The 13490-nt window shown below is 58.4% G+C and carries 13 protein-coding genes; 6 read left to right on the top strand and 7 right to left on the bottom strand.

Annotated features, from left to right (window positions below; genetic code table 11):
• Positions 1-26 precede the first annotated feature (26 nt).
• Together PG871_RS02925 and PG871_RS02920 are read right to left on the bottom strand one after the other, a co-directional pair.
• Complete coding sequence (locus PG871_RS02925; RefSeq protein ID WP_270725772.1) at positions 27-1763, bottom strand: heparinase II/III family protein; 1737 nt, start codon at positions 1761-1763, stop codon at positions 27-29.
• A 155-nt stretch (positions 1764-1918) separates the two neighbouring features.
• Positions 1919-3187 carry an RsmB/NOP family class I SAM-dependent RNA methyltransferase gene (locus tag PG871_RS02920; RefSeq protein ID WP_270725771.1) on the bottom strand — a complete coding sequence of 423 codons (1269 nt, stop codon included), beginning with the start codon at positions 3185-3187 and terminating at the stop codon, positions 1919-1921.
• 116 nt (positions 3188-3303) lie between these two features.
• Here PG871_RS02920 and PG871_RS02915 point away from each other — a divergent pair, with 116 nt between their 5' ends.
• Positions 3304-3483: a DUF1674 domain-containing protein gene (locus tag PG871_RS02915; protein WP_270725768.1), complete on the top strand. Its 180-nt coding sequence runs from the start codon at positions 3304-3306 to the stop codon at positions 3481-3483.
• A gap of 82 nt (positions 3484-3565) precedes the next feature.
• Here the strand turns inward: PG871_RS02915 and PG871_RS02910 are convergent, their stop codons facing one another.
• From PG871_RS02910 to dapB, 4 genes are all read right to left on the bottom strand, one after another.
• Complete coding sequence (locus PG871_RS02910; protein WP_270725766.1) at positions 3566-5632, bottom strand: ABC transporter permease; 2067 nt, start codon at positions 5630-5632, stop codon at positions 3566-3568.
• Positions 5629-6699 carry a quaternary amine ABC transporter ATP-binding protein gene (locus tag PG871_RS02905; RefSeq protein ID WP_270725764.1) on the bottom strand — a complete coding sequence of 357 codons (1071 nt, stop codon included), beginning with the start codon at positions 6697-6699 and terminating at the stop codon, positions 5629-5631. Before PG871_RS02905 ends, PG871_RS02910 begins: the two co-directional genes overlap by 4 nt.
• A gap of 6 nt (positions 6700-6705) precedes the next feature.
• Complete coding sequence (locus tag PG871_RS02900) at positions 6706-7668, bottom strand: ABC transporter substrate-binding protein (RefSeq protein ID WP_443020463.1); 963 nt, start codon at positions 7666-7668, stop codon at positions 6706-6708.
• A 188-nt stretch (positions 7669-7856) separates the two neighbouring features.
• Complete coding sequence (gene dapB, locus PG871_RS02895; protein ID WP_270725763.1) at positions 7857-8666, bottom strand: 4-hydroxy-tetrahydrodipicolinate reductase; 810 nt, start codon at positions 8664-8666, stop codon at positions 7857-7859.
• An 83-nt stretch (positions 8667-8749) separates the two neighbouring features.
• Here dapB and rbfA point away from each other — a divergent pair, with 83 nt between their 5' ends.
• Together rbfA and PG871_RS02885 are read left to right on the top strand one after the other, a co-directional pair.
• A complete protein-coding gene (gene rbfA / locus PG871_RS02890; RefSeq protein ID WP_270725762.1) occupies positions 8750-9172 on the top strand; it encodes a 30S ribosome-binding factor RbfA in 423 nt (140 codons plus the stop codon).
• On the top strand, positions 9169-9894 hold the full coding sequence (locus PG871_RS02885) for a phosphodiester glycosidase family protein (RefSeq protein WP_270725760.1): 726 nt from the start codon (positions 9169-9171) through the stop codon (positions 9892-9894). Before rbfA ends, PG871_RS02885 begins: the two co-directional genes overlap by 4 nt.
• A 3-nt stretch (positions 9895-9897) precedes the next feature.
• On the opposite strand, the gene PG871_RS02880 is transcribed toward PG871_RS02885, so the two are convergent.
• Positions 9898-10803: a heparin lyase I family protein gene (locus PG871_RS02880; protein ID WP_270725758.1), complete on the bottom strand. Its 906-nt coding sequence runs from the start codon at positions 10801-10803 to the stop codon at positions 9898-9900.
• Between the two features lie 137 nt (positions 10804-10940).
• Between PG871_RS02880 and truB the strand changes: the two genes are divergently transcribed.
• The 3 genes from truB (at position 10941) to PG871_RS02865 (ending at position 13461) form a co-directional block, all read left to right on the top strand.
• Positions 10941-11855 carry a tRNA pseudouridine(55) synthase TruB gene (gene truB / locus PG871_RS02875; RefSeq protein WP_270725756.1) on the top strand — a complete coding sequence of 305 codons (915 nt, stop codon included), beginning with the start codon at positions 10941-10943 and terminating at the stop codon, positions 11853-11855.
• Positions 11852-12361, top strand: a complete 510-nt coding sequence (locus PG871_RS02870) for a DUF1643 domain-containing protein (RefSeq protein ID WP_270725754.1) — start codon at positions 11852-11854, stop codon at positions 12359-12361. Before truB ends, PG871_RS02870 begins: the two co-directional genes overlap by 4 nt.
• 113 nt (positions 12362-12474) lie before the next feature.
• Positions 12475-13461 carry a calcium-binding protein gene (locus tag PG871_RS02865; RefSeq protein WP_270725752.1) on the top strand — a complete coding sequence of 329 codons (987 nt, stop codon included), beginning with the start codon at positions 12475-12477 and terminating at the stop codon, positions 13459-13461.
• Positions 13462-13490: the final 29 nt, after the last annotated feature.

Raw genomic sequence — 13490 nt, 5'->3', positions numbered from 1 at the left:
GGGGCGCAGAGGTCCTCGGGCTTAGGTTATAAATCCATCTCATCCCGGTTCAGATCCCTGATCGCCACACCAGTCTCATGCGCTTTGCTCAAAGACCACCGGATGCGCGTCCCATACTGCATTGCGGCGCCAGATAGAACGATCTGTTTTGTCGCGCGCGGCTTTATGCGGCCTTTTTCCAGAAAAACACTGGCCACAAGCTCCATTTTGGCGGCGCCATCGTGCCGAAACACCCAAACTTCACCACTTTTGAGAGCGATCGACACAGCCGCGCCGCCCATATCAAGCGACGCATCCGCCTCCGGATGCAGGTGAAAGGCGATGTCATAGGGTATGCCTTGCAGCGCCTTCTGATCCATCATCCGGTCAAACTTGCGTTTGTCACCGTCCTCCAGCGCAACAATCAGATCCTCGCCAGCCATGCCGCGACCGTCAAACGTCAGCTCAAGGGTGCGCGCATGAGTCAAACCATGCGTCTCGCGATACCCGTCGTGCCCGCCCTGAAACTTGATCCCGTCCTGCACTTGCGTCACCTCGATGGGGACATCTGTAGGGCCTTCAACCAATTGCTCCTCGCGCCACCCCTTGCCCAACTTGCCCAACCGGGAGCTCGACAGCTCATCCAGCGTCAGGGCCGAGTGTGAAGGTGTCGCGCGACCGAACCGTCGCCAGTCTTCGCCAAGGCTGGCACCTGAGCCGCAATTCACGACAACCGGCCGCCGGCCACTGGTCAACTCAAACGCCAATGTGGACGCGTGCGCATTGATCGAGCTTTCTCCTGCGGGTGGCAAACTCGCATCCACAACCACACTGGTGCGTCCTGCGCTCAGCCGCGCATATCCCATCGCCAAACCGTCCGCTTGACGAGTTTTCACCCGACTTTCGGCCAGCGCATGATCCAGCCGCCCGTCGATGCCGCGACCACCGCCATGAAACCGCGCCAAACCGCCGTCAGCGTGACGCAATGTGCGCAAAGTGGGTGCCACCCGTTCGATCGCCTCGACATGCGCGTCCGATGGCGAATGACCAGCCTCCGTCAACGCGGTTGCCGCCCATGTGAGAAGGGTAAAGACCTCAAGCAACTCTTCAGGATTGCGCGTGGAAATGCCGCCCTGCGCGTCAACCTGAGCACGGCATTCTTTGTCCAACGCTTTGACCGCCGGTGCCACGTGTTGTGACATCCCTTCCAGAGCCAACCCTGCATAGATCAGCCCCGTCAGGGCCTCAAACCGCTCCAGCCCAGGCAGACTCTGGCGCCAGCGGCGGCTAAGGAAAATGGTCTGTTGCGCCAATGATTGAAAGAACGCTTCGGAATCATCCGAATCCCGGGCCCGCAGCAGAAAAATCGCGTGGCTAATCCATCTGATCAACCTGCGGCCGGTCAAATCCGGCGTCCAACCGGGACCGCTTCCGCGACCGGATTGTTCAATCCAGCCCCAGACCCACTCCTGCGCCTTATCCCGCGCCACGCCATCCCCAACAGCCGCAAGATCATCCAACCAAGCAAAACCATGCAGCTCTTGGGCAAACACGTCATCCGGTGGTGTCAGATCCCACATTGCTGTCTTGGGTGCGGTTAACAGATGTCCTGCAAACAAAAAATTGCCAGCCACAAGCTGTTTGCCACGGGCAAATAGCCCAATGGTGCGCGGTTCCGGCATAGATGTGAAACCGGTGGCCGGACTGGCCATCGTACTGATCCGCGCATGAACGCGGTGCATCAGCCGCGTATACCGCGCCGGTATTCCGTTAGGGTTGGACATCCACTCTCTGCCTCTACGCTCTTTGGCGTTTGCGCAGAGTGTAACGGGGTTATCCGCGCGAGTCACCGATTCAAATAGGGTGAACCGAGTGTAACCCAGTTTGGGTTAAAGGAATGGTCTGACCAACAGACAAACACCCGACCCGCTGCGCAGCTTTAGGCCTTGCGCAACAACGCCATATAGAATCCGTCCATGCCGCCGCGATCTGCCCAAAAATCAGGCCGCAACCGCAAACCACCTTCTTCGGTCACCCACGCCGGATCAACGCCGTCAACCAGGACGGCCTCACGATCCACCTGAACGCCTGTCCAGCGTGCGACGGCCTCCTCGACCTGTACTTCGCCCTCATCAGGCAACAACGAGCAAGTGCAAAACACCAACCGCCCGCCGGGTTTCAAAAGCCCCAAGGCGTGATCCAGAAACACCTCCTGCATCCCGATCAAGTCGCCAAACTCGCTGCCATCTTTGGCAAACGGCAAGTCGGGGTGGCGCCGCATTGTGCCAGTCGCAGAACACGGTGCATCCAGCAAAATGGCGTCATATTCGCCTTGCTGCGCCATTGCATCGCCGACCACCAACGTCGCGCTAAGGCCGGTTCTCTTGAGATTCTCTTCAACCCGCGCCATCCGCGACGGGTTGTCATCCACTGCCGTCACGTTCGCGCCAGCCGCCGCCATCTGCATGGTCTTGCCGCCGGGTGCCGCGCACAGATCCAGCACTTTTTCTCCTGGCTGCACGTCGAGGATTTTCGCAGGTAAGGCCGCCGCCGCATCCTGCACCCACCAATCGCCGGCCGAATACCCCGGCAACGCTGACACTTGTTGCCCCGATGGCACGCGCACCGAGCCGGTTGGCAAAAGCGCGCCACCCACGGCCTCAGCCAAAGCCGCACCGTTCGATTTTGGGGTCAAATCCAACGGCGCGCCGCCGTAATGTGCGGCCTCAATGCCCAACATGATCTCGCTGTCATAGGCCTGCGTCAAAGGTTTGCGCAGCCACTTTGGCAGGCGCGGAATACGCAGCTTGTCCCATTCGGCTTGCCCGCTGGCGTCCACTTTGCGCAACACCGCGTTCACAAGCCCCTTCATGCCCGCTGTGTGTTTGTTTTTCGCAACGATCTCAACCGCGTCATTCACAACGCCATGCGCCGCGCCGCCTTGACACAATTCAATTGTTCCAACCCGCAGCACATTCTGCACAGTCAAAGCAGGCGTTTTCTTCAAATGTTTTTGCAAAACGCGATCCGCCCGCTCCAGCCCGCGCAACGTGTCCACTGCCAACCGCTGCGCCCGCGCGCGATCCGCTGGTTCCAACCGCTCAAGCGCACCGGATCCGATCACTTCGGACAACAACCGTCCTTCACCCAACACTTGGTCAAGCAGGTAGACGGCGCTGCGGCGGGTTTGCATTCCGGACTTGGACATAAAGCACCTTTCCTGTGGGGTTCAGGCTATGCGAGAATGGGACACCTTGCCGTTCCCGAAGCCGGGCGTATAACAAGGCCATATCGCAAATGAAAGCCCACGCAGCAGGAGCGGCCATGAGCAGCGAAGAGACCAAGGATATTCCCGAAGCCGCCAAACGCGCGCTGGCCGAGGCCGAAGAACGCCGCGCCAAGGCAAAAGCCCCTGACCTCCCCACCGAACTCGGCGGCCGCGACGGGCCAGAACCCGTTCGCTACGGCGACTGGGAGAAAAAAGGCCTCGCAATCGATTTCTAGGCGCACAGGGCGCTCCCGTGCCTTTGAGACCCGCTGACGCGCGCCACAAAGCATTGGGGCAGGAGCGCGCGCCTTTGATCTGTTACAACCCAAGCGCCTTGCGCCGCTCCTCGGCAAAACCTTGCACAAGCCGGTCAGCCACCAGCGCGAGAATCGCCATAGCCGCCCCTGCAGTGACCCCAAGACCCACATCCGCCTGACCAAGCGCCAGATAGATAGACTGACCCAGCCCCGTCGTGCCGATCAGCGCAGCAATCACCAACATCGCAAACGCATAAAGAATCGTCTGGTTCAGGCCCAGCAGGATCGTCGGTGCCGCATAGGGCGCGCGCACTTCAAACATTGTCTGCCACTTGCCCGCACCGCTGGCCGTGGCCGCCTCGATCATATCTTCCGGCGTCGAAATCAGACCCTGCCGCGTGTAGCGGATCATCGGCACTACGGCATACATGCAGATCGCCAAAAAGGCCGAGAACTCGCCGATTTGAAAGAACATTAATACCGGTATCAGGAAGACAAACATCGGAATCGTCTGCAGCATGTCGCAGATCGGGCGCACAACCGCCCAGACCCGCGCGCTCGTCGCGCTGAGGAACCCAAGGACGCCGCCCACTACTGCACAGGCCGCCACAGAGGCACCGCTCAAATAAAGCGACAGCAATGCGCGCTCCCACAAACCGGACAAAAGGATCAAACCCAGCAAAACCACCACCAAACGCACCAGCGACCAGCCACTCGCAACCCAGCCCAACGCGGCAGCACCGATCACGACCAACGGCCAAGGCGCTTGAGCAACACCGATTTCCAGAAACAACGCCGCAATCACAACAACGACTCCTGCCGTCACCTGTCCGCGCAGCGCCAATCCGCCACCAATCACGGCGGCCACAGCAAAGAACACCATGGTATGCACGGCGGTCCATTTGAACCCCCAAGTGAATGGCAAAACCGCATCAGCCAACCCGATGCGCAAAGGCAGCAACCCGTAAAACATCGAGGTGTTTTTGACCGCGTCAAGCGTCGCACCATTGCTGGCCGTAAACGTTCCGACACCAGTGTCGACGGTTTGTGCAAGACCATCCAACATGGCAACGCCACTTGGATTCCAATTCGCAAGCACTGACCACAAGGCCACAGCAGCGCCAACGGCAAATATCGCAAGCGCCACGCGTTTGCTCTGTGCCACCCTCTGTTCAGCCAAAGCTGCCGACATGCGGTCGATCACCACAGCAAAGACCACAATCACAGACCCCGCCAAAAATGCCGGACCAAACTGCGCCTTGCGCATGGTCAGCAGCACTTCCCAACCGATGTCCTCAAATCCGCCAATCACGGCAGCAATGATCACCATCGACAAAGCCGCCATCAGGCATTGGTTGAAACCCACCATGATCTGTTGGCTGGCCGCAGGAATTTCTATCAAAAACAACTGCTGGCGGCGTGTGCCACCCGACATAACCGCTGCCTCGCGGATTTCTTCGTCCACTCGCTCCAGCCCTAGCAAAACGTTGCGCGCCATTGGTGGCGCGGCATAGATCGCGGATGCGATCAAACCCACCACTGGGCCAAATCCAAAAAGCACGATCAAAGGTGTGAGATATGCAAAGGCCGGCACAGTCTGCATGACGTCCAAAAGGCCGTTCACGGCCCCTTTAAGACGTGGCACTTCAAAGGCCAGAATGCCGATCGCCATGCCCAGAAACGCCGCCAATGGCACCGATACCGTAACCAGCGCCAAAGTGTTCATGCCTTCGACCCAATAGCCGGAGATCACGACAAACCCGAGGCCAAAAAACCCCAGTGCCGCAAGCCTCAAACCACCGATTAGCCAACCAATCGCCGTCACTGCACCAACCACCAATGGCCAGGGTGCACTCCGCAACGCGGCGCCCACCCATTCCATCGGGTAACTCAACAACTGAGAAAACGCCCGCGCCAACGGCTTGAAAACACTCAGGAACCAGCCCACTGTAGCGCCAACCCAGTCGGTCATCGGAACCGTCAGCGCGTCGGGCCACCCCACCAGCCAGTCAAACTGTGCGCCCAAAAGGCGGCAGGTGATGCCCACCGCCAGAACCAGCAACGCAGCTTTGGCGCCACGGCTCAACGTGCGCCACGGCCCGGTTTCTTCCTGCGGCAAAGACGTCATTCGCAATCCGTTCCGGTACCATCGTCCACGTGCAAGGCCGCTGCGAGCTCTGCCGGATGCACTGCACCAACCATATTACCCGCCGCATCCCAAACCGGCACCGGCTCATAAAGGTCCATGCATTTCTCAAGCGCCGTGCTAAGCGTCATCCCAACCCGCAGCTTGGGATCGTCCGGCATCGTCTCCGGTACCTGATCCAGCATCACGGATTCTACGCAGGCATGTCGCCCTTTTGGCACGTCGCGGGTAAATTCACGCACGTAATCATCCACCGGACGCAGCACGATATCTTCGGGCGTACCGATCTGCACAACCTCACCGTCGCGCATGATCGCAATGCGGTCCGCCAGTTTCAGCGCCTCTTGGATGTCGTGAGTAATGAACACAATCGATTTTTTCAAAGTCGCCTGAATGTTCAGGAATTCGTCCTGCAATTGGCGACGGATAAGTGGATCAAGCGCTGAAAATGGCTCGTCCAGAAACCAGATATCGGGGTTCACAGCAAGCGAACGGGCGATCCCGACACGCTGACGCTGACCGCCCGACAGGTTGCGGGGATAGGCGTCTTCACGCCCTGTCAGCCCGACAAGGTCCAAGACCTCAAAGGCCCGCTTGCGACGTTCCGCTTTGCCCGCGCCCTGCATTTTCAAGGGAAAGCCAACGTTGTCGGCCACAGTCATATGCGGAAAGAGGCCAAAGTGCTGAAACACCATGCCCAGCTTGTTGCGACGCAGATCGATCAGGCGCTTTTCGCTCGCCTTCAGAATATCTTCGCCATCAATATGCACCGACCCGGCCGTCGGCTCGATCAACCGCGAAATGCAGCGGATCAAAGTCGATTTGCCTGAACCCGAAAGGCCCATGATCACAAAGAGTTCGCCGGACTTCACCTCAAAATTCGCCGCACGGACGGCGGGGATCAGGTGCTTTCCTTTGAGCGTCTCTACGACGGCGAGATCGTCTCCGGCCCCACGTGCGTCACGCAAGGCAGAGGCGGCGTTTTCGCCGAAGACCTGCCAGAGGTCTTCGACGGCAATCGCCGGAGCGGTGCTGTTTTGTTCGGTCATGCAGACTTACTTGATTGCGGCGTCGACAACCGACTTCCACTTGTCTTCATTGGCGCCCATCCATGCGGACACAACGTCTTCAACCGCTTCGCCGCTTACATCCACGGCACCCATCATTGGCTGCTGGTCTTCGACCGCCAAAGTGTAGTTCACAAGGATTTCGTGCGCGGCTGGCCATTTGTCTTTCAGACCGGGCCAACCTGCTTTGAAAATGCGGCTCGCGGCAAAGTCACAGTCGTTGATCGCGTTCGGGTTCGGGCCCCATGCCGGATCTGTGAAACAGGCATCTTCGCCAGCAGGCAGGTCAACAAACTGCACCTCATAGGCCGACATCGCCCAGTGTGGCTGCCAGAAAGTGATCAGAAGCGGAGATTTCTTCTCGGTGGAGGCGCGCAATTCGGCAATCAGCGCGCCCTCAGAGCCAGCCGGAATCGCTTTGAACGGCAGCTCCAGACCCGCCATCCGGTCGGCACCCGGTGTGCCCCAGTCGGCAGGGTAATCCACCAGACGACCCATTGGCAGGGTTTCCGCGGTTGCGAAGTTCATCGCACACTCTTGCAGCGCTTCCCAAGCAGGCAGGCCGGGGCACAGATCCGCGACGTGCGCAGGATACGCGATGCCCTCACGTGCGTTCAGACCCAGATCGGACAGCTCTTCCAGCTGGCCTGCATCTTTCAGAACAGCGTATTGGTCGGACACGTTGGACGACCAGATTTCCAGCGTCGCGTGGATGTCGCCATCCGCAATCGCCTGAAACTGGTTCAACATGCCTGCGGTGACGTATTCCACTTCATAGCCGGCAGCCTTCAGCATTTCGCCTGCGACACGGGTGGTCACATGCTGGCCAGTCCATTCGTTCAGCGCCAGCTTGATCGGCTCGTCTGTCGCGCCCAGATCCGCCGCAAATGCGCCGCTTGCCATTGCTGTCAGCGCCAACGCCGACAGACCGGATTTCATCAGAGTTTTCATTGTCATCTCCCTATTTTTAGATTTTGATTCACTCATTTTCTTGAATGATCATTTAATTTTTTGACTGGCCGCATAAAACCACAAGTCCGACGACCTGCCAACAAAAACGTTTCTCGACGCCAAGAACCACTGACGCAGCAGACCTAAACGCCTATTTTCAAACCATTTCCCGTCAGGTCAGGCTGTTTTCACAACCCCAATACATCCAGCATATCGTATTCGCCCGGCTTCTGATCCTGACCCCAAAGTGCCGCCTTCAAGGCACCTTTAGCAAACAGGCTGCGGTCCGTGGCCTTGTGGCGCAGAACAATCTGTTCGCCATCCGCCGCAAACATAACGTCGTGCTCACCGATAATATCGCCGCCACGAATGGCAGTAAAACCGATGTCTCCAAGTTTGCGTGCTCCGGTGATGCCATCACGCCCACGATCAGACACATCCGCCAAGGACACACCGCGGCCCTCGGCCGCCGCCTCGCCGAGCATCAGCGCAGTGCCGCTTGGTGCGTCTACCTTGTGACGATGGTGCGCCTCAATAACTTCAATGTCGAAATCGGCGTCCAACGCAGCGGCGACCTTTTTGGTCAGAACCGTCAGCAAATTAACGCCAAGGCTCATGTTGCCTGCCCGCACAATCACTGCATGGCGCGCACAAGGGCCCAATTGCGCAATGTCATCCTCGGTCATGCCAGTCGTGCCGATCACATGTACCGCACGGGCTTGTGCCGCCAGCTTGGCAAACTGCACAGTTGCCGCGGGGGTTGTAAAGTCAATCACAGCCTGCGCTTTGGCAAAAGCATCCAGCGGCTGATCCGTCACGGTCACGCCCAACGCCGCGCCGCCCATCGCCTCACCAACATCACGGCCGACCCAGTCATGGCCTTCGCGCTCCACGACTCCAACCAAACGCACCTTGTCGCTGCCGATCACGGTCTTGATCAACATCTGTCCCATCCGGCCAGAGGCCCCGGTGATCACGATTCCAGGCAAGTCTTGCATATTGGTCTCCATAACTGTCCGCCTCTGCATAACGAACGCCTGCCCGCTTGGCAAAGCCCTGCAAAGCGCCTAAGTGGAGAGACATGGCAAAACACAGAGATTCCGAGGGCCGTGGCCCCTCCCAGCGGATGCTGCGCGTCGGCGAACTTATTCGCCGGACCCTGTCCGAAGTCCTGATGAAGGGCGACATTCATGATCCGGACCTGAACCGTCTGTCGATCACCGTAGGCGAGGTGCGCGTTAGCCCGGATTTGACCATCGCCACCGCCTACGTACTGCCGCTTGGGGGCGGCCAACAGGAAGAGGCCATCGCCTATCTTGCGCGCAACAAAGGTGAGCTGCGTCGTGTGATTGGTCGAAAAGCTGGGTTGAAACACGCTCCCGATCTGCGATTCCGCATCGACAAAACCTACGACCAGATGGAAGCCACCCGCGCCATGCTGGATGACGAACGTGTACGCCAAGACATCGAAAAACCAGACAGCCCCGAGACCGACGGCACGTGATACGCGCCCTCCTCACCCTGGCACTGCTGGCGCTGCCCGGTCTTGCAGCGGCCGTCACCTGTGAGGACACCTCTTACGAGGCCAACCGCTATACCGTGTGCACCGTTGATGTCGCCAAGGAAAACCTGCGCCTCTTTTTGCGCGACGATCAAGGCGCCATTCTGGGTCAGTTCCGCGATGTCGAAACAAACCTGAGTGACGGTGAAACCCTGATCTTCGGCATGAACGCAGGTATGTATCACGCGGATCGCAGCCCCGTCGGCCACTATGTCGAAAACGGAGTCGAAGAGATGCGCCTCCTGACCGGCGCGTCCAAAGGCAATTTTGGCCTGCTGCCCAACGGCGTCTTTTGCATCAACGACACCCGCGCCGACGTGATCGAAACGTTGGCATTTGCGCGCAGCAACCCAAGCTGTAACCACGCCACCCAATCCGGACCGATGCTGGTGATCGACGGCGCATTGCACCCGCGTTTTCTTGTCGACAGCACGTCCAGATTTCGCCGCAACGGCGTTGGCACGTCAGCCGATGGAAAAACGGCGTATTTCGTCATTTCGCGCAATGCGGTGACGTTCCATGAATTTGGCCGCTATTTCCGCGACGTGCTAGAAACCCCTAACGCGCTCTTTTTTGACGGCAAGATCAGCCGGCTCTACGCCCCCCAGATCAACCGCAACGACCCAGGTTTCTTGCTGGGCCCGATTGTTGGCGTGGTGAACTAAGGCCTAGTCCACAGGAGGCACGCCTCGCGCTTCCAACATGCGAACATCCACATCTTCGCGCCGCGATCCATACCGCATCTCGTCATAGTAAATAACATGCGTCGGCAACTTTACCCCCCAATCGTATTTGAACGGAGTCGGCGACGGGCTTTTGGAGGATGATCCTGTGGAGTGGGTTTGCTGATAGGCTTTCGCGGCCGCAGGCATCGTGCCGTGTTTAGCCAAATACCGGCTCACAAAGCTGCTATATATCCCGTACTTGATCCCGATCTTCTGTTGTTTGTTGGCATAGCTGGGCGGCATGATCGGGGCTGTGCGCTGGCAAATCAGCTTGTTGTCCTTGAAAAGCTGGAAATACACGGCCTGCCCTGAGGTCGCATAGTTGGCAAAAACAACAATGTCATTCCAACGCCCCCGCCAACTTGAAAGACTGCCAATCTTGCAATGTGTCCCGTCAGAATACAGCAAATAAGGGGAGTCGTTGAACGTCAATGCCCACAACGGCATGTTGTTTTTCTCAACCTTGGCCTGAGACAAGATTGTGTTGGCCCTACCAAGGCTGACAAAATCCGCTGGAATGTAGACAGAATAGCCGTACCAAATACCCTTGCCCGGCTTGGACATGGCATTCTTCGGGCGTTCTTTCATTTCCACGCGCCCGCGGTCGCTTTCGCAATCGTTCCACCCGCTCGATCGCCCGCAATCCCCATGACGAATTTCAAATCTCTGTGCCTTGTCGCCCCGTCGGGTTGGCGATGTCACATAGCCAAACCTGTATTTCCCTTTATGCGACAGATCCTCAATCTTGACCTTTTTCACCACCGAATTACGCAACTTCTTTGATTGCGCCTCACCCTGCGTTCCAATCAGAGCCACGCTCAAACACACACAAATCCAAATGGCCTTCATCAAAGGTCTCTCTCCAAAAGTTTTGAAAACAATGTCGTCGAACTAATCATCGCCCTGGCGCGATGACAACAGAATTTGACAGCCCGTAATCAATCCGATACGCCGCCGCCCTTACCAGACTTCAAAGGGCACTGATTATGGCACGCAAACGCAAAGGCCGCGACATTTCCGGTTGGCTCGTCGTCGACAAGCCCGCAGGCATGACCTCGACCTCAGTTGTCAATAAAGTCCGCTGGGCGTTTGATGCCAAAAAAGCGGGCCATGCCGGCACGCTGGATCCCGACGCCACTGGCGTTCTGGCCGTCGCTCTGGGCGAAGCCACAAAAACCGTGCCCTACATCACCGATGCGCTCAAAGCCTACACCTTCACCGTGCGTCTTGGTCAGGCCACCAATACTGACGACGCCGAAGGCGAGGTCATCGCACAATCTGATCTGCGTCCAGACGACGACACCATCAAAGCCGCGTTGGGTCAGTTTGTCGGCGACATCATGCAGGTGCCACCGAAATTCTCAGCCGTAAAAATCGACGGACAACGCGCCTACAAACTGGCGCGTGACGGCGAAGACGTCGAGATCGCCGCCCGACCACTTTGGGTCGAAGAACTGGTGTTGACCGACCGCGAAGACGCCGATCACGTGACGTTGGAAATGACCTGCGGCAAGGGCGGTTATGTTCGCTCCATCGCCCGCGATCTTGGCGCCGTTCTTGGCTGTTTCGGTCATGTGCGCGAACTGCGTCGCATCTGGTCCGGCCCGTTTGATGCCGGGGACGGCCTGACGCTCGCCCAAATCGAAGATATGGCCAAACAGCCGGAGCTCGACCAATACCTGCGCCCACTCGAAGAAGGCCTTGCCGACCTGCCGGAGGTCAAAGCAACGTCCGAGGGCACCACCCGTCTGCGCAACGGCAATCCCGGCATGGTGATCGCCTCTGATGTCGAATACGGCGAAGAGTGCTGGGCCAGCTTTGACGGTGAAGCCGTCGCTGTCGGTATCTTTAAGGCAGGTGAGCTGCACCCAAGCCGGGTCTTTGTGCGCCCACAAACATGATCACCCGCGACTTCCAGAAGGACGACGCGGCCTCCTCCGCAATCTATTCTGACTGCGAAACGTACCGCTATGCCCTCACGCGGGTTTGGGATGACAGCCGCAAACGCGTTCTGTTCATCATGCTCAACCCGTCCAAGGCCACGGAACGGCAAAACGACCCAACAATCGAACGCTGCGAACGTCGCGCCCGCGCGCTTGGCTTTGGTGGCTTTCGGGCGGTCAACATTTTCGGCTTGCGCGAAACCGACCCTAAACTGCTGCGCAAACACCCCGCACCGGCAGGTCCAGACAACGACGTCGTGGTGGCGCAAAGCTGTGACTGGGCCGATGTGATCATCGCGGCATGGGGCGCGCATGGCGACCATCTGGACCGGGGATTTCAAATGCGCGATGTGCTGCGTGAGACCGCCCGTCAGATCCACCACTTGGGTCTGACCAAACACGGCCACCCGCGCCACCCTCTGTATATTGCCTATGCCTGCCAGCCTGAACGTTGGGATATCTGACGATAACGGCATGCCAAACTGGCAAAAACCACAGATTAACCACCTCTCCAATCCGCGTTTTGAAAACCGCCCGATGTATGGCCTAATGGCTACGGGGTGAGTGGAGTTGTGTGATGCTCATGTTTGCGAGTTTGCTGGCTGCAATAGCCGGCGCTGCTGTGTTTGTTGGAATTGACGACGGTGACGACGCCGGTCTCGACACCGAAGCAGATGATCTGGAAGAAGAAACGCCTGTCACTTCGGATATTCCGGGGGACGATACAACGGACACGTCGGTACCGCCCGATGTGTCCGAACCAAACGTCATCATCGGCAGCGGTGATTATGACATTCTGTCGGGCACGCCTGATGAGGACATCATCAGCGGTGGCGCAGGCGACGATCAAATCAACGGATATGCGGGCGATGACACTCTCTCGGGTGGCGAAGGCGTCGATATACTGCATGGTGCCGACGGCGATGATGCGCTGTCAGGCGGCGCGGATAATGACATCTTGCATGGTGAACATGGCGACGACAGCCTGACCGGAGGGGACGGCAACGACACGCTGTTTGGCCACGGTGACAACGACCACTTATCCGGCGACGCTGGATCAGATTCCTTGGTGGGTGGCTTTGGCGATGACACGCTGCTTGGTGGCGCGGGCGACGATGCGCTGCATGGCGGCTATGAAGACGATCAGCTTGACGGCGGTGCTGGTGCGGACACGCTGTTTGGTGGCGCGGGCGATGACTTGGTGGTTGGCAACACCAGCCCCGCTGATCCCGACGTCGACTACCTCAATGGCGGCGGCGGGGACGACACGTTGATCGGTGGCACAGACGATATTCTGACCGGCGGAGAGGATGCCGACACTTTCATGCTGGATGGCACCGCCGAGGCTCCAATCACGGTCATGGATTTCGATGAGGCCGAGGACAATCTCGTTCTGCTCTATCCCAATCAAGCCGATGCACCGGACGTGGAAATTCGCCCCATCGCCAGCGATCCCGATATGATCGAGGTCATCGTCGACGGAGAAGCGCTCGCGATCGTGCACGGCGGCGCCTCGTTGGAGGTCAGCGACATCACCCTGATTGCACAAACGGCCATTGGCTAAACGACACAAACCCCTTTTCTTTCTGACAA

The sequence above is a fragment of the Shimia sp. Alg240-R146 genome (assembly GCF_947331465.1).
Classification (GTDB): domain Bacteria; phylum Pseudomonadota; class Alphaproteobacteria; order Rhodobacterales; family Rhodobacteraceae; genus Shimia.
The sequence above is the reverse complement of the archived record's forward strand: the minus strand, read 5'-3'. Positions and strand labels throughout refer to the sequence as shown.